This window comes from Caldimicrobium thiodismutans (assembly GCF_001548275.1).
Classification (GTDB): Bacteria; Desulfobacterota; Thermodesulfobacteria; order Thermodesulfobacteriales; family Thermodesulfobacteriaceae; genus Caldimicrobium; species Caldimicrobium thiodismutans.
Genome location: NZ_AP014945.1, coordinates 569,389 through 595,002, shown reverse-complemented (window position 1 = coordinate 595,002; position 25,614 = coordinate 569,389). Strand labels below are relative to the sequence as shown.

24 protein-coding genes are annotated in these 25,614 nt (G+C 37.4%); 7 read left to right on the top strand and 17 right to left on the bottom strand.

Annotated elements, in window-relative coordinates:
* The first annotated feature begins 3 nt into the window (after positions 1-3).
* On the top strand, positions 4-708 hold the full coding sequence (locus THC_RS02955; RefSeq protein ID WP_068513114.1) for a DUF3108 domain-containing protein: 705 nt from the start codon (positions 4-6) through the stop codon (positions 706-708).
* Here the strand turns inward: THC_RS02955 and THC_RS02950 are convergent.
* The 12 genes from THC_RS02950 to nrdR form a co-directional block, all read right to left on the bottom strand.
* A complete protein-coding gene (locus THC_RS02950) occupies positions 705-1,613 on the bottom strand; it encodes a hypothetical protein (protein WP_068513112.1) in 909 nt (302 codons plus the stop codon). The two genes, THC_RS02955 and THC_RS02950, sit on opposite strands and share 4 nt — an antisense overlap.
* A gap of 29 nt (positions 1,614-1,642) precedes the next feature.
* Positions 1,643-1,831, bottom strand: a complete 189-nt coding sequence (locus tag THC_RS02945) for a 4Fe-4S dicluster domain-containing protein (protein ID WP_068513109.1) — start codon at positions 1,829-1,831, stop codon at positions 1,643-1,645.
* A 16-nt stretch (positions 1,832-1,847) separates the two neighbouring features.
* Positions 1,848-3,230 carry a cobyrinic acid a,c-diamide synthase CobB gene (locus tag THC_RS02940; RefSeq protein ID WP_068513107.1) on the bottom strand — a complete coding sequence of 461 codons (1,383 nt, stop codon included), beginning with the start codon at positions 3,228-3,230 and terminating at the stop codon, positions 1,848-1,850.
* A gap of 78 nt (positions 3,231-3,308) precedes the next feature.
* Complete coding sequence (gene dsrP / locus THC_RS02935) at positions 3,309-4,484, bottom strand: sulfate reduction electron transfer complex DsrMKJOP subunit DsrP (RefSeq protein ID WP_068513103.1); 1,176 nt, start codon at positions 4,482-4,484, stop codon at positions 3,309-3,311.
* Between the two features lie 28 nt (positions 4,485-4,512).
* Positions 4,513-5,307, bottom strand: coding sequence for a sulfate reduction electron transfer complex DsrMKJOP subunit DsrO (dsrO, locus tag THC_RS02930; protein ID WP_068513100.1), 795 nt, complete (start codon positions 5,305-5,307; stop codon positions 4,513-4,515).
* On the bottom strand, positions 5,298-5,684 hold the full coding sequence (gene dsrJ, locus THC_RS02925; protein ID WP_068513097.1) for a sulfate reduction electron transfer complex DsrMKJOP subunit DsrJ: 387 nt from the start codon (positions 5,682-5,684) through the stop codon (positions 5,298-5,300). The genes dsrO and dsrJ overlap by 10 nt, the downstream gene beginning before the upstream one ends.
* 3 nt (positions 5,685-5,687) lie before the next feature.
* Entirely contained in the window at positions 5,688-7,304 is a 1,617-nt protein-coding gene (dsrK, locus tag THC_RS02920; protein WP_068513095.1) for a sulfate reduction electron transfer complex DsrMKJOP subunit DsrK, read from the bottom strand.
* Between the two features lie 14 nt (positions 7,305-7,318).
* Complete coding sequence (gene dsrM, locus THC_RS02915) at positions 7,319-8,338, bottom strand: sulfate reduction electron transfer complex DsrMKJOP subunit DsrM (RefSeq protein ID WP_068513092.1); 1,020 nt, start codon at positions 8,336-8,338, stop codon at positions 7,319-7,321.
* Between the two features lie 16 nt (positions 8,339-8,354).
* Positions 8,355-8,894: an RsbRD N-terminal domain-containing protein gene (locus THC_RS02910; RefSeq protein WP_167344315.1), complete on the bottom strand. Its 540-nt coding sequence runs from the start codon at positions 8,892-8,894 to the stop codon at positions 8,355-8,357.
* A 142-nt stretch (positions 8,895-9,036) separates the two neighbouring features.
* Entirely contained in the window at positions 9,037-10,119 is a 1,083-nt protein-coding gene (locus THC_RS02905) for a DUF763 domain-containing protein (RefSeq protein WP_068513086.1), read from the bottom strand.
* A gap of 1 nt (position 10,120) precedes the next feature.
* On the bottom strand, positions 10,121-10,837 hold the full coding sequence (gene pyrF / locus THC_RS02900; protein ID WP_068513083.1) for an orotidine-5'-phosphate decarboxylase: 717 nt from the start codon (positions 10,835-10,837) through the stop codon (positions 10,121-10,123).
* Positions 10,830-11,279, bottom strand: coding sequence for a transcriptional regulator NrdR (nrdR, locus tag THC_RS02895; protein ID WP_068513080.1), 450 nt, complete (start codon positions 11,277-11,279; stop codon positions 10,830-10,832). The genes pyrF and nrdR overlap by 8 nt, the downstream gene beginning before the upstream one ends.
* Positions 11,280-11,718: 439 nt before the next feature.
* Here nrdR and xseA point away from each other — a divergent pair, with 439 nt between their 5' ends.
* From xseA to THC_RS02865, 6 genes are all read left to right on the top strand, one after another.
* The gene (xseA, locus tag THC_RS02890; protein ID WP_231938396.1) at positions 11,719-13,023 is read left to right on the top strand and encodes an exodeoxyribonuclease VII large subunit; all 1,305 of its coding nucleotides are present in this window, start codon (positions 11,719-11,721) and stop codon (positions 13,021-13,023) included.
* A complete protein-coding gene (xseB, locus tag THC_RS02885; protein ID WP_068513074.1) occupies positions 13,020-13,277 on the top strand; it encodes an exodeoxyribonuclease VII small subunit in 258 nt (85 codons plus the stop codon). Before xseA ends, xseB begins: the two co-directional genes overlap by 4 nt.
* Positions 13,270-14,172, top strand: a complete 903-nt coding sequence (locus THC_RS02880) for a polyprenyl synthetase family protein (protein WP_068513071.1) — start codon at positions 13,270-13,272, stop codon at positions 14,170-14,172. The genes xseB and THC_RS02880 overlap by 8 nt, the downstream gene beginning before the upstream one ends.
* A gap of 1 nt (position 14,173) precedes the next feature.
* Positions 14,174-16,045: a 1-deoxy-D-xylulose-5-phosphate synthase gene (dxs, locus tag THC_RS02875; protein ID WP_068513068.1), complete on the top strand. Its 1,872-nt coding sequence runs from the start codon at positions 14,174-14,176 to the stop codon at positions 16,043-16,045.
* A gap of 80 nt (positions 16,046-16,125) precedes the next feature.
* The gene (locus THC_RS02870; RefSeq protein WP_068513065.1) at positions 16,126-16,548 is read left to right on the top strand and encodes a hypothetical protein; all 423 of its coding nucleotides are present in this window, start codon (positions 16,126-16,128) and stop codon (positions 16,546-16,548) included.
* Positions 16,549-16,769: 221 nt separating this feature from the next.
* Positions 16,770-18,959 carry a RelA/SpoT family protein gene (locus THC_RS02865; protein ID WP_068513062.1) on the top strand — a complete coding sequence of 730 codons (2,190 nt, stop codon included), beginning with the start codon at positions 16,770-16,772 and terminating at the stop codon, positions 18,957-18,959.
* Here THC_RS02865 and rpmB read toward each other — a convergent pair.
* From rpmB to lysS, 5 genes are all read right to left on the bottom strand, one after another.
* Complete coding sequence (gene rpmB, locus THC_RS02860; RefSeq protein WP_068513059.1) at positions 18,956-19,153, bottom strand: 50S ribosomal protein L28; 198 nt, start codon at positions 19,151-19,153, stop codon at positions 18,956-18,958. The genes THC_RS02865 and rpmB overlap by 4 nt on opposite strands.
* Before the next feature lie 64 nt (positions 19,154-19,217).
* Positions 19,218-21,854 carry an outer membrane protein assembly factor BamA gene (bamA, locus tag THC_RS02855; protein ID WP_068513057.1) on the bottom strand — a complete coding sequence of 879 codons (2,637 nt, stop codon included), beginning with the start codon at positions 21,852-21,854 and terminating at the stop codon, positions 19,218-19,220.
* Positions 21,847-22,548, bottom strand: a complete 702-nt coding sequence (locus tag THC_RS02850) for an ABC transporter ATP-binding protein (protein ID WP_068513054.1) — start codon at positions 22,546-22,548, stop codon at positions 21,847-21,849. The genes bamA and THC_RS02850 overlap by 8 nt, the downstream gene beginning before the upstream one ends.
* A 2-nt stretch (positions 22,549-22,550) precedes the next feature.
* Complete coding sequence (locus THC_RS02845) at positions 22,551-23,771, bottom strand: FtsX-like permease family protein (protein ID WP_068513051.1); 1,221 nt, start codon at positions 23,769-23,771, stop codon at positions 22,551-22,553.
* On the bottom strand, positions 23,768-25,261 hold the full coding sequence (gene lysS / locus THC_RS02840) for a lysine--tRNA ligase (protein WP_068516590.1): 1,494 nt from the start codon (positions 25,259-25,261) through the stop codon (positions 23,768-23,770). Before lysS ends, THC_RS02845 begins: the two co-directional genes overlap by 4 nt.
* Between the last annotated feature and the right edge of the window lie 353 nt (positions 25,262-25,614).

The window sequence follows — 25,614 nt, the reverse complement described above, 5'->3', positions numbered from 1 at the left end:
ATTATGCAAAGTATTCAAATTTTTTTCTTTATTCTAAGCTTTATATTTTTAATCCCCTGTATAGCTCTTTCTGAAAAGACCTTGCTTTACGAGATTTTTTATGGACCTGTAAAACTGGGTGAAAGTAAATTAATTCTTAAATCTCAAGAATATACAGCCTTTGCTTATACAACAGGCCCTGGAGACATCCTTTATCCCTATCAAGCCAAATGGATTTCAAGCCTTAATTCTAAAAGCCAGCCTTTAAAAAGCACTATTTATTCCAAGGACAGATTTAAAGAGCGTGAAAAGATCCTATACTTTGAGGAAAAGGAAAAGAAAGTTCTGGTTGAAAAAAGACTTCCTAAACCTAAAAAACAGGTTTATTTTTTACCATTTCCTCTTTTTGATGAATTAACCGCCTTTGTTTTCTCCTGGCATCTCAATTTCAGCGAAAAAAAACCTCAGGAAATCCCCCTTTATATTGATGGAGAAAGACACTTTGCAATACTTGATCTAAAAGGTTATACTCCTTGCAAATTTGGAAATAAGACCGTAAGTTGTGCTGAAATCTTAGTTCACTTACCAGAAAAAAGTGAACTCCTTAAAAGAACAAAAGAGGTCACCTTTCTGCTTTGGATAGAAGAAAAAATTCCCGTAGAAATCAGAGGAAAACTCCCTATTTTTGGAAATTTAGTGGCTAAACTTAAAAGCTATAGTTTCAACTAAAATCTTAATTTTATAAAATCCTCCATTAATTTTCTCACCTTTACAAATTCTTCGTGTGATCCACCTCGATCTGGATGAATTTCAAAAATTTTTTGTCTGAAAATCTTAAGAACTTCTTTTTTAGAGCTATTGATCAATACTTCAACAGAAACCCCCAAATAGAAAGCAAGCTCTTGATATAAAGAAACCTCCATATGTTGATAAATGCGTGGAGCCCTTCTCCAGGTTATTGCATCAAAATAAAACCAGACATACCGGGAGAGATAATTTTTTAAAACCTCTGTCTCTGAAAGGTCCAGGTAATAAGTGGTATCCTTAGCTATTTCACATAAAGTCTTAAGAAAGATATTATCTCGTTCTTCAAGGCTTGTAGCTCTCTGAAGGCCAAAAATAGCATTTATATAGCGGGATTTTTCTCTAAAATTAAGACGATCCTCCATATCCCAGAGAAGATTCTCAATCTCATCCCTTGATTTATTCAAAAGCTTACTAAAAAAAGGGAACTTTCTATTTACAACCCTCTGTGGTTCTCTGTGGTCAAGTTTAAGAGTAATGAGCCTGATTCTATCAAACCAGTGAAACTCATTAATCTGAAAACTTTGATGAGTTGAGGTCTTTCTTGTAGCTCTTCTATTTTGAGAAAAAATAACCCAGCGCTGAGCTTCAGGCGTTAAAAACCGAAGAAAAAGCTCCTCTAATTCAAATTGATCAGTTATACATCCAGATCTTGCTAATTCATCTTCAAGATCTATTGAAAATGAGACATCACTATAATAGGTTATATATTTCTGAGGGGAAATGCCAAGATCAAAAAGAATTCTGCTTTTATAAAATGGGGCTTCAAAAAAGGATTCACAAATTCTATAAGAATAACCTGCTGAACAAATCTTTCGGCTAATATACATAAAAGGGGGCTATGCCCCCTTCCCCCTCCCTATATTTCCTTTACTTCAATAGAACCAGTTGGACAGACCTCAACACAGGTCATACATCCAAGACAGTCCTCTGCCCTTGCAACCACAGGCTTCCCATCATCACCCTTGTCATAAACCTGGGCAGGACAGGATTCAACACAAGTTCCACAGGCATCACAGGTGTCATAATTCACAGTAATCTCAAACATACTGCACCTCCTCCTCTTATGTTGTTTTAAATTTTGCTGCTAAGTTTAAAAAATTTTCCGCCCAGAATTTTACACTAAAAATATGAAAATGGGTATAGCTTGCAAGTAAATTTTTATAATGAATTCCATCTCTAAAACCATCAAGTCCTGTCCCTTTTTCAAGTTTAAAAATAGTGCTCATACCCTTTTTTAACTCTATTTGATAAGGATAAGAATAATGAAATTCGTGCCCCAAAATAGTATCTCCTATGTTAAAGTAAGGATTCTTACCCTCAACTTTTGCAATAACATATCCATGCCCATGGGGTTTACTATCAACTTTAAATCTAACTGGTAAAACTCCAGTCATTGGGAATTTTTTCCCTTGCCATTCAATTTCCTCTCCAAGATACATTAATCCACCACACTCAGCATAAACTGGCATTCCGGATTCTACTGCTTCCTTTACTTCTTTTCTTAATTCAACATTGCCTGATAAATCTTCAGCAAAAATTTCAGGAAATCCTCCCCCAAGATATAATCCAGAAATACCAGAAGGTAGATGGCTATCTTTCAAGGAATTTATATAAACCAATTCAGCTCCTTGAGATTGCAAAAATTCAAGGTTTTCAGGATAATAAAATTGAAAAGCTGGATCTAAAAAAACTCCTATCTTTAAATCATATGTCTTAACAGAATTAAAAGATAAAGAGGGTATATCAAGAGCTTGAGAATCTTTTGCAATTTCAATAATACTCTCCAAATCAACATTCTCAATTAATTTAGCACTTAAATCTTTTAAAAATAAGCTATCTTTCTCAAAATGTGTTACTAAGCCAAGATGTCTTTCCTTAACAACATTCTTTAAACGAGGAATAACACCTAAAACTTTAGTCTCTGTATATTTTTCAATTGAACTTCTAATAATATTTTCATGGCGAGGTCTTGCAATATTATTTAATACCACACCTTTTATGGGGATTTCAGTATCAAACTCAAGAAACCCTTTTAAAAGAGCTGCCATACTTCTTGTGGCTTTAGTACAGTCAAGAACAAGAATGATAGGAGCTTTAAGGAGTTTGGCTAACTCAGCGGAACTGCAGCTACCATATTCATCAACACCGTCATATAAGCCCCTGTTTCCCTCTATAATTGCTAAATCAGCTTTTTCCGCTCCCCTAAAAAAGGAATAAAAATTATGCTTTTTATCAAATAAAAAAAGATCAAGATTTCTACAGGGAGTTCCAGAAATTTTACTTAACCAGCCAGCATCAATATAGTCTGGTCCTTTTTTGAAGGGAGCAATTTTATATCCTTTTTCTTTCAGGATTTGAATTAGGCCGAGAGTGAAGATGGTTTTTCCTGCACCACCTTTATGAGAGGAAATAATTAAGCGGGGAATGTTGAAAATTAAACTCATAGTTTATAAAAATAATACAAAATTATAAAAAAAGAAGGGGGGAAATCCCCCTTTTATGATAAGACGCTATAATTTATTTTAACCTTTCAGTTTAACTGCCAGATTTTTTCTCTTATCTACTTCAATAGTAATTTTATAAAGCACCGTCAGAACCAAAAACCCAGTTGACCAAACTCCCAATGATATAAGGACCTCGGGAAGGGTTGGACGATAAGGTGTAACAGTTTCAAAGGGATTGGGTGTAAATCCACCGGTTACCAAACCTATTCCTTTTTCTATATAGGCACTGAAAAAAACAGTAAAAGCTGCAAGAACCAGTAAAGTCTGGTTTTTTCTTGTGCGAGGATTAAGAAGTATAATAAGAGATATAATAGCTAAAATAACCGCTGTCCACATAAAAGGCACCCATTCAGCATGCCCTTCATATCCAACAAAAAGATAAATAAAAGGTGCTTTATGTCCAGGTATTCCACTATAGAAAGATGTAAAAACCTCAAAAAGATAAAAGCCCAGAAAAGCCAGGTAAAAATAAGTCATTGTTTTACCTAAGGTCTCAAAGGCCTTCTCACCAATATCAAAATTGGCTACTTTTTTTATTAATGCTGCAAGAATAATAAGTAATGCTGGTCCTGAAGAAAAAGCTGAAACTAAAAATTTAGGAGCCATAATTGCAGAAAGCCAATAATGTCTACCAGGTAAGCCTTGATAAATAAATGCGGTAACTATATGAATAAAAGGTGCCCATATAATAGCTAAAAATATTACAGGTTTTAACCAGGATGGATAACTTGAATCTTTATAATAAGAATGCAAGGCTGTCCAGGCACAAATTAAATTTAATATAAAGTATCCATTCAAAACTATAACATCGTAAAAAAGGATAGAATTAGGTGTTGGATATCTAAGAACATTAAAGACACGCATAGGTTGTCCCATATCAATTACTACAAATAATAAACACATTGTTACAGCAGAGACAGCCAAAAATTCACCTAAGATTGTCATTTTTCCGTAAACTTTATGATTATGCCAATAATATGGAAGGACTATAGTAACTGCTGAGGCAGCCACTCCAACCAGAAAGGTGAAATTGGCGATATAAAAAGCCCAAGATACATCTCTACTCATTCCAGTTATTCCAAGGCCTATTTTTAACTGTTGTAAATAAAAATAGGCTCCTGTTATTATAAAAATACCTAAGAATCCAAGCCATAACCAATATTTCTTAGAGCCTTTAAGTGCATGTTCAAGCATCTGTCTCCCTCCCTAATATAAATAGGATTTAAATTACATAAAAAACTGACGGATTTGTTCCAAGTTCAGGTTTTCTCGTTAAGCTTACTCTTTCTTTTAAAATTTTATTAATCTCGGACTCGGGGTCATTCAAATCTCCAAAAATTAAAGCTTGAGATTTGCAAGCTTCAACGCAAGCTGGGATTTTTCCCTCATCTAACCTTTCATAACAGAAAAGGCATTTTTCAACTACACCTGGTTTACGAGTGGGAAATTCAGGATTAACCTTAGTTAGATAAGGTCTCGGGTCTATCCAGTTAAATGATCTTGAACCATAAGGACAACCAGCCATACAGAAACGACATCCAATACATCTATGAAAATCCATCATAACTATCCCATCTGATCTTTTAAAGGTCGCTTTAGTAGGGCAAACACGCACACAGGGAGGATTTTCGCAGTGATTACATAAAAGGAAAAAGGGGAATCTACTCAGGTGTTCAACAATTTTTTGATCTTTTAAATCAGGAAAGGCATGCTCAAAATTATCTATCCAGATCCATTTAATTTCCTTTTTTTTATCCGGTATATTTGGCACATTGTGGGTTAAATGACAAGCTTGAATTGCCTCGCAATTTTTGATACATTCTTCTCCAGATTCTATACACTTTCTCACATCAATCACCATTCCCCATCTTTTAGCTTTCAATGCCCCTTGCGGGGGTGTATGGGGAACAACTTCTACCTCAGCCCTTGAATAAAGACTGCCAATACCAGCCACTCCTATAGTGGATATGCCTCCAACCCCAAGAATTTTTAAAAAATCTCTCCTTTTTATTGCCATTTTTTAACCTCCTCAGGAGCTATATGACAATCCCAACAATCAGGGTGTGTTACCAATGTTGTATGGCATCTATCACAAAATTTCTCTTTACTTGTATGGCATTTCATACAAGTTCTCTGTAAGCTCATTTTATATATTTTTCCTTCATTATTTATATAATTAATATTTCCTTCTCGCACCTTTTCTTTTCGCCACTTATCCAGTAATTTCATGTGATACGCCTTCATATACTGGACATCTTCAATACATTTTTTTTCATCTTTTGGTAATTCGGGCTTTGGAAGAGCAGACACCTTACCTAAATTCAACCAAAAAGGAATAGCAAAAAAGCATATAAAAACAATTATTCCCAAAAGAACTTTCCCTGTATTATACATGACTTATACCTCCTCTTCCATTCCTTTTAGTGGTCTATATCTGAGGTCGGTTGTTCTTTCCTTTTCACCCTCCATTATCAGGGCATTTCCAACTAACTCATGAACTCCTGCTATTTCCACTCCGGGAACCCAATATTTCATAAGAGTGGGCAATACTGCCCTATCAATAGCACATATACAAGCCATTGTATTTACTCCATATTTCTGATTTACATATTGCACAGCATTGGCTCGTGGGAACCCCCCTCTCATTCTCATCTCCATATATTCGTCTGCATTTAAACCAGAACCACTTCCACAGCAAAAGGTCTTTTCTCGAATGGTGTTTTCAGGCATCTCTACAAAATTATTGCAGACATTCTTTAAGATAAATCTGGGCTCCTCAAAGATTCCCATACCCCTGGAAGTGTTACATGAATCATGGAATGTAACAATTACATGATCATTTCTGGAAGGATCAAATTTAAGTTTCCCATGTGCTATAAGATCTGCTGTAAACTCACAGATATGCACTATTTTATTGTCCTTAGCATGTTCAAAGACTGTTCCAGTTATTGGAGATCTTGGAATATCCATGTAATTAAAGGGTCCAAACCAAGTATTATGATACTGATGCCAGACCCTCCACATGTGACCACACTCTCCACCAAGGATCCATTTTACTTTAAGCCTCCTGGCTTCTTCATAAATCTTAGCATGAAGTTTTTTAGCCAGTTCTACAGCATTAAAAAATCCAAAATTTCCTCCCTCTGAGGCATAGGTACTAATAGTATAATCAAGACCAATGTGATGAAATAAAAGAACATACCCCATAAAGGTATATATACCTGGATCAGCAAAAAAATCTGCAGAGGGAGTAACAAAAAGGATTTCAGCTCCTTTCTTATTTATTGGAACTTCTATATTTAATCCTGTAATCTCTGCTATGTCGCCTAATAGAAACTCTATATTTTCTTTTATAGTATGAGGCTGAAGTCCGATATGATTACCTATAAAATGAGAAAATCTTACTGGCTTCATTGCCCAGTCTGTAGCTATACCAAGCTCGTGTAAAAGATCTCTCATTATTATAGTAACTTCTGCCGTATCAATTCCATAAGGGCAAAAAACAGAACACCTTCTACATTCAGTGCACTGATAAAAATAATAAAACCATTCTTTTAAGACCTCTTCAGTTAAAGGACGAGCCCCAGCCATTCTTCCAAAGAGCTTACCAAAAAAGGAAAATTCTCCCTTAATAATGGATCTAATTAGTTCTGCTCTTAAAACAGGCATGTTTTTTGGATCGCCTGATCCAAGAAAATAATGGCATTTATCAGCACAAGCCCCACATCTCACACATATATCCATAAAAAGCTTGAAGGATCTAAATCTTTCCATGCGATCACGAATTCCCTTTAAAATACGCTCTTTCCAATCATCAGGTAAGGGCCATTTTTCATCATAAGGTTGCCATTTTCCAAGATGGGGCCTTCCAAGATCTTCCATAACTTGAGGCTCAACAGCATAACAAAACTTGCCTGGCTTAAATTCAGGCGCAATATCCATCCAATGCTTTTCAGGTGTTTTATGTAAATCCAAATCCTTGAGTAATTCATCTGGTTTGGGAAGTTTACTCATCTCTTTCCTCCTCCTTAGGCCTGCTTTTGAGTTTCTTTACACCATTCATCATCAATGGGAATTCCAGCCTCTTCCATAACATCTCTAAACTTTTCCTGCCAATCACAATAGGTGGTATATTTAACAGGATAATCCCAGGGATTAACATGTCTTTTCATCCTGTTATCATTAGCCATATTTCTTGTGGGACTAAAAAAGACACCAACCATGTGCACAAGCTTACTAAAGGGAAAATAGGCTGCTAATGAACTAACAAGAAAGAGATGAATATAAAAGAGAAGACTTAATTTTCCTTCAGGCATGACAGGATTAAAGGTGGCAAGTCCATAAGCTAATTGTTTTATAGCATATAAATCGGGTTTAATATAAAGCCTCATCAAGATACCTGTAGCAGCAATAGTAATAATTAATAAGAGGGGAAAATAATCTGAGGCATAGGATAGATAATTTACCTTAGCATCAATAAGCCTCCTCAAAAGAAGAAAGCCGAGTCCTGCAAGAATTAATGCGTCTGTTAGATAAATAGGAGGAAGACCCAGCTGGAAGAAACTATCAACAAAATCAATAGTTGTTATAACCCCGGGAACTGGATAAACAAAGAATCTAAGGTGTCTGATTAAAATAATCAAAAATGATACATGAAATAAAATAGCTCCAAGCCAGAGCCATTTAGCTGATCCATAGATGAGACGCTTTCCATCAAAATCTGCCCTTAGATTCCTGAAGAGTGACCTGAATAGAAAGACCTCAAAAAACATTCTTAAATAAACTTCCCAAGTGGTAGCTGGTGATTCAAGCCTGCTTCTTTTAATCCAGGAAAGACTTTTCTGTTGACCACAGGTAGTGGGAATTTTAAAAGGTTGTGGAGAGCGGGCCCAATCTATCATGCGATAAATCAAACCAAAAAAGAAGAGAGCAAATCCCAAATAGGGAATAAAAATAGCAAATAAACTATTAAGGCCAAGAGCCCCTACCCCTATCACGGGGATAAGGATTAAAATGATAAGCATAAGGATACTAAATACTAAGTTCATAAGCCACTCCCCTCACTCAATGTTTTTTTTCTATAGAAAAAGGATCTTCTATATTTTGATCAACCACTAACCCTGCTCTTTTTAAAAGAAGAAAATTATTCCTTTTAAACTCATCTAAACGAATCTCAAATAATCTCTCCCGATACTTTTGGTAAAAATCAATATATCTTATTAAAAGAGAATTTATTCTATCTTCAAGTCTCAAAAAGGCTTCAAGCCCAAATATTTTCAAAATGTCTTCACCAAAATTTTCACGAATAATGCCCTTTAGATCTACTAAAAATTTTACAGCCTTTGAGGGAACTCCTTCCTGAACAGCCCTGATTTGAGCTAATCGATCAAGAAAAGGATCAATTACCTCCCAATCAAATTCCTCTACTATAGATTTAAGGATCCCTTTAAAACATTCCTCCACATGATAAGCAAAAGGATTGGTAAACTGATCTGCCTCGCGTTTTAAATAGGCTGAACTTTCACCAAAGGAGTCCCAGAAAGATTCTAACCAGTGCTTATAAATAAACTTCTGTTTTTCCTTTAAATAATCCCAGATATCCAAAATTATCCCCCCCTCCTTAAGGGAAAATTTTTTAAAAAATAATTTAAAAGTCAAGAGCAAAAATTGTCTATCTTTAGAAAATAACTAAAATTTAGGCCTTGAAAAATAAAAAATTTTCAGAATTTTAAAGAATTTTAACTACTTATCTAAAAAGACTTGGTAACTTCTTTAAGAGCTCTCCTTTTTCAGAAGTAGCAATAGGGGCCTTATGAAGTATATCTTCAAGTTCAGCTATAGTATTTTCGTAAATTCTACGATTAACTTTATAGGGATAACCATCCTTACCCCCATGGGCATAGGCATAGTGAAGGGGATCTATACGAGAGGCCTTAGCATCAAAGATAAGTTCAGCTGTTAAGGTAAGGGCCCTTAAGGCTTTTGCTCCAAGGCCTGGGGTTAAAAGTAGGTCTTTAAAATCCTGAGGTGGATTTGCATAGGTCCTTTCCCAAATCTTAGGTAATACCTTCAAAGGTATATCTTCGTATCCTAAGGGATGCGCCCTTTTAAAGAAAAGTTTTTCAGAAGACCTTATCTCTTTTAGAATATTAGACAGATTCTCTTTAAGTATTAGAAGCATTGAAGCTCTGATTTCTTTACTATCTGAGGAAACAAGATTCAACACCTCCTCCCTTTTTAGAACTGAAAAGATTCCTGTATGGGGATCTGAAAAAAAGTCTTTACCCTCTTCGCTTGACCAGTGATACCTTCTGGCATAACAGGAGTTTTCATCCATTCCTTGCTGAATCACCGCCCAGGCCCCATCTTCAGTAAAAATAAAGGTATGAAAATAAAGGTTAAATCCATCTTGCAAGGCATTATTATCAATCCTTGCAATCAGTCGGCTTAGGGTTATATATTTAAAGGCTTCACTTTTAAGGGCCAATTTTTCACCCCAAAATTCAATTTCTTTGGGGGTAGAAAGGGCTCTTTTACCCTTACCTCCACAGATATAAAAGCCCAATTCCTTAAAATGTGGTTCAAGCCCGCTTTTTATAGCCCCACAAAGAGTAGTAGTAAGGCCTGAGGAATGCCAATCAAAGCCAAGAAGACATCCCAAGGCCTGAAACCAGTAAGGATCGGAAAGCCTTTTAAGAAGCTCTTTTCTTCCAAACTCCTGATAAATGATGAGCATTATAGCCCGGCTAAGTCTCTTCATTTTCTCAAAGAGCCAGGCTGGACACCTTCCCGTATGCAAAGGTAAATCAACAACTGCTCTTTTAAGCATACTAATCTTGAAGGGCCCTTTGAATATCTTTTAAAATTGATTCCAAGGCCTTTTCAGGATCTTTGGCTTCTCTTATGGGTCTTCCCACAACTAAATAATCTGCACCTCTTCGAATAGCCTCATAGGGGGTTGCTGTCCTCTGCTGATCATCTTTGGGTGAAGATTCCAATCTAATTCCTGGCACAATTGTTATTAACTGAGGAAAGCTCTCTTTTAATATTTTGACCTCTCGGGGTGAGGTTACTAATCCATCACACCCTGTAGTTTTAGCAAGGAGGGCAAATTTAAAAACAAGATCCTCAAGATTAAAAAGTAGTTCTCCATTAAAACCTAACTCAAGCAGATCAGCCTTATCCAGAGAGGTAAGAATGGTTACCCCGAGAATTTTAAGCCCACCTTCTGCAGATTTTACTGCTGATTCCAGAGCCTTTCGGCCAGAGAGAATGTGCACCGTCAAAAAACTCACCCCTAAGGAGCATGCAGACCTTACTGCTCCAGCAATGGTATTTGGGATATCATTAAGTTTTAAATCAAGAAATATTCCGGCTGTGCTTCTCTTCTTTACCTCTTCAATAGCCCTTGGGCCCTCTTTAGTAAAGAGTTCAAGACCTATTTTAAATAATCCCACATAGGGGGAGAGTCTTTCTACCCAGAAAAGGGCCTCTTTGAGCTCCTGAAAATCAAGGGGAAAAATCAATCTCTCCTTAGGATCATTCATTACTTAGCTCCTTAATACTATGCAAAAATTCATCTACATCCTGAAAATCCTTATAAACCGAGGCAAAACGGATATAAGCTACCTTATCCCATTTCTTTAAGACTGACATAACTCTCTCACCAAGGAAACTTGCAGGTATCTCTCGCTCACCTCTTTGAATCAAATCAAGCTCAAGCTCATTAACAAAGGCTTTTATGGTCTCTTCACTTATAGGCCGTTTATGACAGGCTTTCCGAATACCTGATAGGAGCTTTTCACGGCTATAAGGTTCTCTCCTTCCATCTTTCTTAACAATCACAATATCAAGTTCAAGCTTTTCATAGGTTGTGAAGCGATAACCACATTTCAAACACTCTCTCCTTCTACGAATAGTAAAGCCATCTTCAATAATGCGCGAGTCTATAACTCTGGTTTCTGGCTCTTTGCATTTAGGACACTTCATTCATTATTATTATGCCTCATTTTTCACTAAAAGCAAAGGAATTGTTTGCGTCCATATCTTTTGAGACTTAAAAAAAATTTTTTCTTAGGGCGTAACACATATTAAATCTCTCCACATACCCATTTTCCTTCGGAGAGAAAGGATAAATAATCTGCAAAATCTAAATAGTAGGGGTTTAAAATTTTAAACCTCTTGAATTTTTTGTGGGTCTGTTGTAGTATAGACATTCTTGTCTGTGTTTCTTTCACAGATTGGAGTGTAATTTACTTCCACAGGCAAGATTGCCTGTGTTACTTTCAGACTTGTAAAGCCTCCATTGTATAGATATCTAATTTCTCTTTTACCACCCCTCCCTTTTTTCTTGTAAGGATCTGAACTTATGCAAAAATCTCCTTTGAAGGGCTTTTTATTTTTTAAAATAAACCTATATTTAAGATTGATGAGACCGGAAACAAATTACTTTACCTCAGGGCAATGGGAAGAAAAATTTTATTGGACTGTCAAAGAGGTCTCTCAAAGAATAAAAGGACTTCTGGATGACAATTTTCCCTATCTCTGGATAGAAGGAGAAATCTCAAGTTTAAGACATAGCCAGAATGGTAACCTTTATCTCAATCTGGTAGATGAGGAGGCCTCTCTCAAAGGAATAATTTTTAGGGATCAGAGGGAATTTATAGCTTCTGAGCTCCTAAGAGAGGGCTTGAAAGTTCTTACTTATGGGAAACTTACTCTTTTTCCCAGATCTGGAGAGGTCTTCTTTATTATTCGCAAACTTGAACCCCTGGGTATAGGACTTCTCCAACTTAGAAAGGAATTTTTATTGCAGAAGTATAAGCCTTTTTTTAGCCCTGAAGTAAAAAAAGGGCTTCCCCCCTTTCCTAAAAAGGTTGCTCTTATAACCTCTCTTTTTGGGGCAGCCTTGCAAGATTTTCTTAAAGTAAGTCAAGCTCGCTGGGGAGCTCACATCCTTCTTTATCCTGTAAAGGTTCAAGGTGAAGGTGCTCATCTTGAAATATCTAAGGCTATTGAGGATTTGAATACCTATTTTCCAGATTTAGATCTAATTGTCATTACAAGAGGAGGAGGGTCAACAGAAGATCTGGCACCATTTTATACAGAGGAGCTAATTCTTAGTATCTTTGACTCTCGGATTCCCATAGTCTCGGCAGTTGGACATGAAATAGACTTAACCCTTTGTGATCTTGCTGCAGATAAAAGGTCTCCTACACCCTCAGCTGCTGCTCAAGAGATTTTTCCTGATAAAAGGGAGATTTTAGAACGCTTAGAGATTTTAAAGAAAAAACTCCATCACCTCTTTGACCTTAAGCTTACTACTTCAGAAGGAATCCTTAAGTCCTACCAGGTCTCCCTCCAAGAAAAAAATCCAGTCCTTCTTTTCTCAAAGACAGAAAAACTTTTAAGGGACTTTAGCTTTTCCCTTTATCAGAAGGTAACCTCACTCCTGCAAAGAAAAGAAGGTCTTCTTTTAAGCCTACAAAGGAGGCTTGAAAGCAATGATCCTGAAAAAAAGATTGCCTTACAGGAAGAAAAACTCAGAGGTCTAAAAAAGCTCCTTTTTTCACTTTCTCCTTACAATATCCTTGAAAAAGGTTATAGTATCGTTAAAATCTTACCTGATGGGAAAATTATCAAATCTGCTACAGAAGTGATGACTGGAAATTCCATTGAGATAACCTTAGCCGAAGGTAAAATCTATGCTGAGGTCATAAAGGTGAAAAAATGAGTATTAAAGATCTTAGCCAACTCTCCTTTGAATCAGCTCTTAATAGACTTGAGGAGATTCTGAGAGAACTTGAACAAAAAGATCTTGAACTTGAAAAGGCAATAGCTCTTTATGAAGAGGGAGTCAAGCTCATTCACCTTTGTGAAAATCGCCTCAAGGAGGCAAGACTTAAGGTTGAAGTAATTCTAAAAGAAAAAGATACTTTTATTTTGGAAGATTTAGATTCCGCTAAGGAAAAACTGAAAAATGGATAATTTTGACAAACTTAAGACCTATTTAGAGGAGAAGCGTTTCCTCATTGAAAAAACTTTAGAGGAATTATTTCCTAAGGAGAGATCCTATGGAGAAAGAGTAATCTCTGCCTCCTATTATAGTCTCTCTGCCGGAGGGAAAAGACTGCGTCCCATTCTTTGTCTTATGGGATATGAACTTGGGGACAAAAAATCTGAGGAGATCTTGCCCTTTGCCTGTGGTATAGAATGTATTCACACCTATTCCCTTATTCATGATGACCTGCCCTGTATGGATAATGATGACCTTAGGAGAGGGAAACCATCCTGTCATAAGGCTTTTGATGAAGCAACCGCTATCTTAGCTGGTGACGGCCTTCAGGCCTTAGCCTATGAGTGGTTTACTCATCCAGAGGTAGTAAAAAAGATTAATCCCAAGGTCCTTTTGAAGGCGATTAATTATATTGCTAAGGCCTCAGGACTTCAGGGCATGGTTGGTGGACAGATGGCAGACCTTCTCTCCGAAGGCAAAAAAGGTAATTTAAAATTGTTGAGATGGATTCATGAACATAAAACGGTAGCCCTGATTGAGGCCTCTCTTGTCAGCGGGGCTATCCTTGCTGGGATCCCTGCAAAGACCCTTAAAATTCTATCCAGATTTGGAAAAAAATTTGGCCTTCTCTTTCAGATAACTGATGACCTTCTGGATCTTATTGGCGATGAAAAGCAGATGGGAAAACCCGCTAAATCTGACCTTAAAAAAGGGAAACTCACCTACCCTTCTCTCTTTGGTCTTGAGAAAACAAAAAGGCTTGCTGAAAAAACTACTCAAGAGGCTATAGATAGTTTAGCTCCCCTGGGGGAAAAGGGGGAACTCTTAGAGATCTTAACTCATTATCTCTTACAGAGGATAAGTTAACATGAGTTTACTTTCTAAAATAGAAGGTCCTGAGGATCTGAAAAAATTAAAGCCCTCTCAGCTTAAATTACTTGCTGAGGAGATAAGAAAATTAATTCTTGATGTGGTATCCAAAAATGGGGGGCATCTTGCTCCAAATTTAGGGGTTGTGGAGCTTACCCTTGCTCTCCATTATGTCTTTGATACCCCAAAAGATAAAATTATCTGGGATGTGGGTCATCAGTGTTATACTCACAAGATTCTCACAGGGAGAAGGGATGCCTTTAAGACCCTAAGAACCTTCCAAGGCCTTGCCGGATTCCCCAAAAGAGCAGAGAGCCCTTATGATGTGCTTGATACCGGACACAGCAGTACCTCAATATCAGCTGGTCTTGGAATGGCAGTAGCCCGAAGAATTAAAGGAGAGACGGGAAAAATCATAGTGGTCATTGGAGATGGTTCGATCACAGCAGGAATGGCCTTTGAAGCCCTTAATAACACTGGATATCTACGAGAGGATCTTCTTATCATTCTTAATGATAATGAAATGTCCATCTCACCAAATGTAGGGGCCCTATCAAGCTTTGTTTCCAAAAGGATGACCGGAAATCTTGCCCGATTTATAAAAAAAGAGATTGAAAAAATAGTCCCCAGGCTACCTGGAGGAGACAATCTTCTTCATATCTTCAAAAAAGGCGAAGATCTCTTAAAAATGGCAGTCACACCAGGAGCTCTTTTTACAGCCCTTAATTTTGAATATGTTGGGCCTGTTGATGGTCATGATCTGGATACCCTGATTGAGATATTAAAAAATTTAAAAGAGTTAAAGGGACCTATTATCTTTCATGTGGTAACTAAAAAAGGCAAAGGTTATCCCCCTGCTGAAGCTGATCCAGAGACCTTTCACGGAATTGGTCCTTTCAACCTTGAAACAGGAAGACCTCTCAAATCCGAAGGAGCCCCACCTTCTTATACAGAGGTCTTTGGTGATACCTTAGTGAAGCTTGCGGAGCTTGAACCAAGACTTATTGCCATAACCGCTGCCATGAAGTCTGGAACAGGGTTAAAAAAGTTTGCCCAAAAATATCCCGATAGGTTCTTTGATGTAGGTATATGTGAACAACATGCGGTTACCTTTGCAGCAGGTCTTGCTTTGGAGGGTTTTATTCCAGTCTGTGCTATTTATTCAACCTTTTTACAAAGGGCTTATGACCAGATCATTCACGATGTAGCTCTAAATAAAGCCAAAGTTATATTTGCCATTGATAGGGCAGGTCTTGTGGGTGAGGATGGCCCAACCCACCATGGAGCCTTTGACCTTTCTTATCTTAGACCTATTCCCGATTTGATAATTTGTGCTCCAAAGGATGAAAAAGAACTCAGGAATCTCCTTTTTAGTGCCCTTAAGTATGAAGGGCCCTGTGCCATAAGATATCCGAGAGGTGAGGCCATAGGAGTTAAGATAGATGAAAACTTTAGCTTTATTCCATCGGGAAAGGCAGAAGTGCTTAAGGAAGGTAAAGATGGAGCTATCTTTGCTATAGGAAGTATGTGCTATCCTGCATTGAAGGCTGGAGAAGAGCTTGAAAAAAAAGGATTTTCTGTAGCTGTTATTAATGTAAGATTTTTAAAACCCTTAGATAGGGAGCTCCTTTTAGAATATGCCAAAAAAACTGGTAAAGTCTTAGTTGTGGAAGAAAATTCTATTTTGGGGGGCCTAAGATCAAGTGTTTCTGAATTACTTCTTGAAGAAGGGATATATGTGAAGTTTGGCTATCTGGGTCTTCCTGACCATTTTGTTGAACAGGGGGATCTTAAAACTTTAAGAAAAAAATATGGTCTTTCAACAGAAAAAATTATAGAAAAATTCGTCAATTTAGTTGGAAATTACTGACTTTTTTGTAAGCTTAGGCTTTCAAAGAAGCAAATTTATATAATTGTAAAGGGTATATTTTTTGCAAATATCTTTTTGCCATGGTTAAAAAACTTTTTTTAAGTCTTGGTCTTTTATGTCTTTTTTTTGGGAGTATTTCTGCCCAAGATTCTCACAAATCTCCTATTAAATCCGAAAGGGATATAAACACTTACTGCACTAAAATTTCCTCTTCAAGTCCCCTTTGTCAAAGATGGTTTGAAATCAGACAAAAAAGGCTTGAAGTTAAAAGCTTAATTTATAAAGATATCAAAGATTTTTGTTCTAAAAATCCAAAAGAAAAATTCTGCCAAAAAAGTTTCAGAAGCAATCTTTTCCTTTTTTGCACCAAAATTTTACCCCAAAATCCAAATTGTCAGCTCTGGCAGGAATTAAAACAGGCAGAGCTTGAAACTAAGGGGCTTCTCTCTGAAGAAATCTCACAATTTTGCCGAAAATATCCAGAAAACTCCTTTTGCAAATAGAAAAATCATAAGCCCCATGTAGGGGTTTAAAATTTTAAACCTCTACTTAAGGAAAGATTTTGCAGATTATTTATCCTTTCTTTCCGAAGGGGAATGGGTATGTGGAGAGATTTAATTTGTGTTGCGCCCTAAGAAAAAATCCTATAGAGCCTCAAAAGATATGGACGCAAACACTCTCTTGATGTTTTTTAATTTTAGATTTAGATTTAATATTAAACTATATGATAGAAAGTCAGGTTTCTTTGGGCAAAATATTAGATCAGATACAGAGCTATCTACCTGGTGTTAATACGCGTCTTGTTGAAAAAGCCTATGAATGGGCTGCCAAGCTGCATGATGGTCAGATTAGAAAATCAGGTGAGCCCTATTTAGCCCATCCTATGGAAGTTGCTTTCATTCTTGCTCAAATGAAGCTTGATCTTCCCACTATTGCCGCTGGATTTCTTCACGATGCAGTGGAAGATTGTCAATTCCCCATTGAAACCATTGAAAAGGAATTTGGCAAAGATGTAGCCACCATTGTTGAAGGAGTAACCAAGCTTAAAAATTTACCAGGTTATTCGGATAAAATTACCAAACAGGCAGAAAACTTAAGAAAGATCTTACTTGCCATGGCTAAAGACCTCAGGGTCATTTTAGTCAAACTGGCAGACAGACTTCACAATATGAGAACCTTAGAGGCCATGCCAGAACATAAACAAAAAAGAATTGCTCAGGAAACCCTTGAGATTTATGCACCCTTAGCTGGTAGACTCGGTATTGATTGGGTTAAAACAGAACTTGAAGACCTCTCTTTTAAATATTTCTATCCTGAAGATTATAGGAAACTCAAGATAGAGGTTGAAAAAAGAATAAAAGAGGCAAAAGGTTTTGTTGAAAAGGTAAAAGAAATATTAACTAACCTCCTCAAAGAAAATCACATAAAAGGTGAGGTTCTGGGAAGGGTAAAACATCTCTATAGTGTCTATCGTAAACTTCAAAAATATAATCTTACTATAAATGATCTTGATCAAATCTATGATCTGATTGGGTTTAGAATAATTGTAAATTCTATTGAAGAATGCTATAAAACCCTGGGACTTGTGCATTCCCTCTGGAAACCCGTGCCCGGAAGATTTAAAGATTATATCAGCCTTCCTAAACCAAATATGTATCAAAGCCTCCACACTACAGTTATAGGACCTGATGGGAAAAAAATTGAGATCCAAATCCGCACTGAATATATGGATAAAATTGCCAATGAGGGAATTGCCGCTCACTTTTTATACAAAGAGGGCGCAGTCGTTGATTCCTCAAAATACAAACAATTTGAGTGGATTGCTAAGCTTATAGAACTTCAGAGGGAACTTAAACACCCACGGGAATTTCTGGAATCCTTAAAGCTTGATCTCTTCCCAGAGGAAATCTATGTTTTTACCCCTAAAGGGGATGTAATTGTTCTACCTGTTGATTCCACACCAGTTGACTTTGCCTATAGTATTCATACAGAAATAGGACATCGCTGTGTAAGGGCCTATGTTAATGAAAAGTTAGTGCCTCTTGATTACAAGCTTGAGACAGGGGATGTCGTGCGTGTTGAGACCTCCCCTCATCAAAAACCAAGCCGAGACTGGCTAAAATTTGTTAAAACAAGCCGTGCCAGGTCCCGTATCAAACAATGGTTCAAACATGAGGAAAGAGAAAGACAAATTGCTGTTGGAAAGGAGCTCATTCTACGGGAACTTAAAAAATACAACTACAGCCTAAATGATTTTCAAAGGGAACCCCTCTTTGCAGAGTTATTACAGAAACTGGGATTAAAATCTTCTGAGGAATTATTTGTTTTACTTGGAACAGGGAAACTAAACCCTAAACAGGTTATCAAGTCCTATAGTGAAATAAACAAGGGATTTCCAAAGATTGAAGAGGCTCCACATGAAGTAATAAGTTATCATAAAGTGCCTGAAACCAAAATTCCTGAAAAAAAACCAGGCCTTAGTTTAGTTGCTGATGGATCTTCTGATTTGCTCTTTCATTTAGCCCAGTGCTGTAGACCTATTCCAGGTGATGAAGTTGTGGGGTATATCACCCGTGGAAAGGGAATCTCAGTGCATCGCACCGACTGTCCAAACTTAGCAGATCTTGATCCCGAAAGAATTATTGAGGTAAAATGGGAAAAACCAGATGGGAAAACCTATCCTGCTCATCTTTATGTGGTTTCCCTTGACAGAAAAGGTCTTTTAGCCAATGTTTCCTCTGCTATTGCAAGTGCTGAGGGCAATATCCTCAAGGCCGAGGTTAAAACCACCCCGGATAAAAAGGCCTTCTTTGAAATCTATGTTGAGGTTTCAGACCGGGGACATTTAGATAAGGTCATTGCCAATATAAGTAAGGTTGAGGGAGTTCTAAAGGTTGAAAGAAAACTTGTTTAACTCACAGCTTTTTGAATTTTACCGGCCTTTATACACCGGGTACAAACCTTCATCCTCTTAATCTGCCCACTGGGGAGCTTAACCCTTATACTTTGAATATTGGGATACCACCAGCGACTGGATCTTTTATTAGAGTGGCTGACCTTATTTCCACAAACAGGTTTTTTCCCACAGACCTCACATATCTTGGACATTCTGCTCTCCTCCTTTACCTTTTGAGCTCAAATTTAATATAATTATCCAAAATTGCAAGCTCCTTTAAAAACCTCCTCCAATTTGAAAATTAATGTTAGAGCTGTCTTCACCAGGTTTTTTATCGATATTATAACCCCATTCTATTCTTAAAGGCCCGAGAGGAGAAAACCATCTAATACCTACACCTATGCTCTTTCTGATCTCTGAAGAACTGAACTGATATTGTTTGCTCCATACAGAACCCATATCGTAAAAGAGAACTCCATTAAGATTGATGCTCTTAATCAGAGGAAAAATACTTTCCCCTTGGAAATAAAACATTCTCGTTCCCCCAATCCTTTCCTTTGTATCTGGATCAATGGGGGAAATATCTCCAAATTTATAGCCTCTAACTGAGGATATACCACCCAAATAAAATCTTTCAAAAACAGGCACTGTTTTACCTGAGCCTTCTGTTATATAACCATAACCAAAGACAAGGTGACCTGTGATTTTTTTAATGGGAAAATAAACCTGATGTTCTCCGGTAAACTTAATAAATCTACTATCCCCTCCCAGAAATCCACCTGCATAACTTAACCCTAATTCGTGATACCAGCCTTTTGTGGGAAGAAAGAAGCGGTTTCTTGAATCATAGACTGCCCCAAGCTCCATAGCACTGGTAACATGAATCTTCTGAGATTCTCTAATAATTACCGAGGCGTTGTTCAAAACATCCTTAAGTTTAGAATCATCATATCTATAGCCAAGATAAGCGGAAAACTCTGGAGTAAAGACATAGCCAAGCTTAAGAGAACCTCCTGTACTATCCTTGGTAAAGTCCTCATATTTAGTTTCATAATTATAGAGGGACCAACCTAAGGAATAGCGTGTATCTCTGAAATAAGGATCAAAAAAGTTAAGGGAATACCTTGATGATCGGGAGCCAATTTTGGCTGAGATACTCACTTTTTGTCCTTTACCAAGCCAGTTTCTCTGGGAGACCTCCGTCATAAAGACAAGTTTGTCACTGGAACTATAAGCTGCACCGATACTGAATGTTCCTGTTAAGGCCTCCTTTACTTTTACCTTGAGATTTAGATCCTCTTCTTTAACTCCCTTTTCTTTTTCAATCTTAACATCCTCAAAGTAACCAAGCCTTCTCAATCTTTCTTCACTCTTTTCTAAACGCTTCCCGGAATAAGGCCAACCCTCTGAAAGAAGTATCTCTCTACGAATAACTTTATCTCTGGTCTTAGTATTCCCTTCGATATCAATACGATTTATAAAAACCACAGGCCCCTTATCAACTTTGAAACTTACCTTAAGAAGGTTTCCCTCTGGAACTTTATCAAAACTTGTGTCCACCTTAGCATAAGCATAGCCAAAATCTGAAAAGAGATGAGTAAGCACTACCTCATCCTCTTTAAGCTCTCCAAGACTAAAGACCTTTCCAGGTTGAGTCTTAAGTCTTTTAGTCACTTCCTCAATGGGAAAGAGATCTTGCTCAATTTTTACTTCTTTAACCCTGTATTGAGGCCCCTCTTCTATGGGAATCTTAATAACCACTCCGTCTGCTTCTTCAGAAATCTGGGGTTCACCAATTTTTACCTCAATATACCCTTTGTTTTTATAAGCAGTTTCAATTTTTCCAAGGTCTCTGTAGAGATAAGCCAGGTTATAAACCCCAGGTTCTGCTTGAGGTTCAGGGCTCACAAACTGGGTTATATAACGAGTATACTTTTTAATAGGTGAAAAGGCGCTCTTTTCTGAAACAGAGAGATAACCCTTTAGTTCCTTTTCTGAAAGGGCCTTATTCCCCTGAAATTCAATTTTTTTAATATATTTTTTCTTACCTTCCTTGATTTCAAAAACAAGATTTATCTGGGTTGGACTGGCTTTCTCTGTCTTAAGATTAATCTCTGTCCCATGAAAACCCAGTTGCTCATAATAACTTCTGAGGTTCTCAAGGGCTTTATTCAATTTCTCTGGGGTGGGAATATCTCCTGGTTTTAACTCAATAATTTTAGCCAGATCCTCTTTCTTAGCCTCCTTTAAGCCCTTGAAGGTTATCTCTTTAATAGATTCCCGCTCCTTTACCTTAAAAACAAGATCTATCCCTCTTTCTCCTTCATCTATTTGAACCTCCACATTCTCAAAATAGCCAAGTTTATAAAGAGTCTTCAGATCCTCGTTAACAATCTTTAAATCAAGAAGGTCCCCACCTTTACTTTTTATTTTAGGAAATAGCAGATCCTCCCCTACCCTTTTATTTCCAACAAATCTTATCTTCTCAATCAAGACCTTTGCCTTTAAGATAGCCTCAAGCTCTTTTAAAGTATCCCTAAAAACCTCTTCAAGACGATCGGATCTTCCCACTACATAAAAATAATAGGGATTTTTCTGGCCTACCTTATAGATTTTCCAGTCAAGGCTAAGGGTATCCTTTATAAAAGTAAGCTTAACCTCTGCAAGCCCTCTGTATTCACCGGTTTTTAAAAAAGCAAGAGCTGTTTTCTCAGGAAAACCCTTGATCTCGAGATCATAACCTACTTTTTTAACCCTCTCCTTTAAGCCTTCAAGATAGGTAGTGAGAACTTTTTCATTTTGAGGCTCTCCAAAACTTTTTTGCTCATAAATTAAAATTTTATCCAAGGCCCAAAGGGGGGTGGTTGAGAAAAAAAGAACTGTAAAGAAAAAAAGCCAAAGTTTTTTAGTCACCCGATTCCCTCAAAGAGGTTTCACTATATTCTACAAGAAAACCCTCTTTAAGTAAATAGATTCTATCCATTTTTTTAGCAATCTCAAGATTATGGGTCACCACAACCAAGGTTAAAGAAAGCTCCTGATTTAACTCAAGAAATAACTGAACTACTTCTTTTGCGCTTTCTGCATCAAGATTTCCCGTTGGCTCATCTGCAAAAAGTATTTTTGGGGAGAGAAAAATGGCTCTGGCAATGGCTACTTTTTGACGCTCTCCCCCTGAAAGGGTATAAATTCTCTGCCAAGCCTTTTCAGAAAGTTTAAGTCTTTTAAGTAGCTCTTCCCCTCTTTTTTGAGCCTCCTTTCTTGGCAAGCCCTCCATAAGACCAGGAAGCATAATATTTTCAAGGACATTAAGTTCGGGCATGAGATGATAAAACTGGAAGACAAAGCCCATTTTTTTTCGTCTAATAAAAGAGAGCTCCCTTTCATCTCGGAAATTTAATACCTTTTCTTCCCAGAAAACCTCTCCGGAATCGGGCCTTTCTAAAGTTCCCAAAATATTTAAAAGAGTGGTTTTCCCTGATCCTGAAGGCCCAAGAATGGCAATCTTTTCCCCTTTATTTACTTCAAAATTAATCCCCTTCAATACTTCAATCCTTTTTTTGCCGTTAGAGAATCCCTTTTTGATCTGATGAGCCCTCAGAAGCATTCCTACTCCCTTCTCAATATCTCAGCTGGACTAAATTGAGCTGCCTTTTTAGCAGGGTAGAGACAACTAAGAAGACTTATAAGGATAGCTACAACCCCAATCAATAATAGATCTGTAAGCTGAAGACTTATGGGCATATATTCTACAGGATAAACTTCTCCCGGTAGTTTAATAATAGGATACTTAGAAAGAAGAAGACTTAAAAAAACTCCCAGAGAAAGACCAAGAATGACCCCAGTTCCCGAGAGAAAAAAGCCGGCATAGAAAAAAATCTTAAGAATATTGCCAGAGGTTGCTCCCAGAGCCTGTAAAATAGCTATATCTCCCTTCTTTTCTGAGACAAGCATAATCATGGCTGAAAGAATAGTAAAAAGGGAAACTGCAACCATCAAGCTCAAAATTACAAAAAGCCCAAGTTTTTCCATTTTCAGGGCGGAAAAGAGATTTCTGTTCCATTCTTGCCAGTCAAGAATATAATAACTTATACCCAGATTTCTCTGAAGAATGGTTTTATAATGTTGAGATTTAAAGGGATCCCCTAATTTGAGCTCTAAGGAATAATTTCTCGGAGTAACTCTCTGTGTATAGAGATCAAAGGAAGTGAAAAGGAGATTAAAATCGTAATCATAAATTCCTGTTTCAAAAAAACCTATTACTTCCAGGGTATTTATTTTGGGGAAAAAACCAAAGGGTGTATAAAAGCCTTCAATACTAATATAGGTAAGCCTTTCTCCTTGAGCAATCCCAAGTTTATCTCTTAATCGTGCTCCAATAATGACAGGGATTCCACCTTCTTCCCTGGAAGAGAGCTCATACCTAAAATACTTAAAGCCCTTTTCCTTACTGTAACGGGAAAGATCTACTGCTTTTAAAATTATGCCAACGGGTTGTCCCCCTTTTACAATAAGCCCCTGCTGAGTGGAGACGAGTTGTAAGGTCCTGAGATCTTCCTTAGGGATGCTTTTTTCTATAATATGAATAAGTTTTCTCCCCTCTTCTGGAGAATAAAAAGTGATGCTTAAATGGGGATTCAGGCTCAATATCTTTTCTGCCACAACTTCCTTAAACCCTGTTATAACTGCATTTACAATTGTTAGAGCTGAAACACTTAGGATGACCCCTATTATAGCAATCAGGGTTATAATACCGGTAAATCTCTCCCTTTTGGGAGATATAATGTATCTTAAGGCTAACCAGAGTTCCCAGGACAAAAATTTTCTCACAAATCCTCTCTGCGTCTCAGATGAGGAAAAAGAATAACCTCTCGAATGGAAGGTGAATCAGTAAATAGCATAACCACTCTATCAATACCTATACCTTCACCTGCGCAAGGGGGAAGCCCATATTCTAAGGCCCGAATAAAATCGTAATCTACTTCAGGAGGAATCTCTTCATCTACATCTCGAAGCCTTAACTGGGCCTCAAAGCGCTCCTTCTGATCCCTTGGATCATTAAGCTCTGAAAAGGCGTTAGCTACTTCTTTACCTCCGATATAGAGCTCAAATCTCTCCGCTACCTCTGGATTTTTGTCACTCCTTCTGGCAAGGGGAGAGACCTCAATCGGATATTCCAGCACAAAGGTTGGCTGAATAAGTTTTGGCTCAACAAGCTCTTCAAAAAGTTTCGTCCACCACTTTCCAATTCTTGGGTCTTTCACATTTAGCTCTATCCCTTTTTCCTTTGAAAAATTGAGGAGTTTGTCTCTATCTCCAAGGATTTCCCTTGGCACTCCACCTAAGGAGACAAGTGATTCAAGAAAATGAAGTCTTCTAAAGGGGGGAGTAAAATCAATAGTCTCTCCTTGGTATTCAAGGCCTGGCGAACCAATTAAATCTATGGCCAAACCATAAAAAATTTCTTCTGTTCTCCTTATAAGATCTTCATAAGTCGCATAGGCCTCGTAAAATTCAAGCATGGTAAACTCAGGATTGTGCCTGCTTGAAACACCCTCATTTCTAAAGTTGCGGTTTAATTCAAAGACCCTTTCAAAACCACCCACAAGTAGCCTCTTTAAATAAAGTTCTGGGGCAATACGCAGGTAAAGATTCATATCCAAGGCATTGTGATGAGTTACAAAGGGTTTAGCTGTTGCTCCCCCAACGATGGGCTGCATCATAGGGGTTTCTACCTCAAGAAATCCCTCAGAGATTAGATAATCTCGAATATATTGAATAATCCGAGTTCTTGTGCGAAAGATTTCTTTTACCTTTGGATTCATAATGAGATCCAGATATCTCATACGATAACGAAGCTCTACATCTCGTAAGCCATGAAATTTTTCAGGTAAAGGCCTCAAAGACTTGGTAAGAAGCCTCACCTCTTTTGCAAGAAGGGTAATTTCTCCAGTTTTGGTCTTCATCACCCTTCCCACAATTCCAACAATATCGCCAAGGTCAAGGAATTTTTTTACAAAGTCAAAGGTCTCCGAGGAAAGTTCGTTTTTAGCAAAGAGAACCTGAATGCGATCTGTCTCATCTTGAAGATGGGAAAAGATTAGCTTTCCCATCTCTCTCTTAGCTACCATTCTTCCTGCGACAGAAAAGAGGGCCTTATGTCTTTCAAGCTCCTCAGGGCTTAATTCACCATATCTTTCTTTGATATATTTAGCCCGATCCTTAGGTTTAAAATCATTTGGATAGGGATTAATTCCCATTTGCAAAAGCTTCTCCAATTTTTCATAACGCGCTTTGATTATCTGAGATTCCTCAAGCATCTCCCTCTTCCTCCCCAAAATTTTCCTCTATTTTATTCCTAAAAAAGGCTTTTCCAAGGTCTCAAATTGCCTCATTAAAAATCTATTTGAAATTTTATCGTTGCCTCATAAAAAATCACCTGCAATTTAGCCCTTCTATTTAACCTTCACAAAAAACTATCTATTTCGTCCCTCTTAAATTTGCAAGCTTAGTTCTTTCGCAAAGCTTATTTCAAGGGAAAGAGTTGGTTGAAAGGTAAAGAAGCTTTGAAGAAAGATAAGGATATATCAGAAAATGCTTGAGAGAGCATATTTAGAGAAAAAAGGGAATTATTATCGGGGAAAAAATTGACCATAAAAAGGAGGGGGAGGTA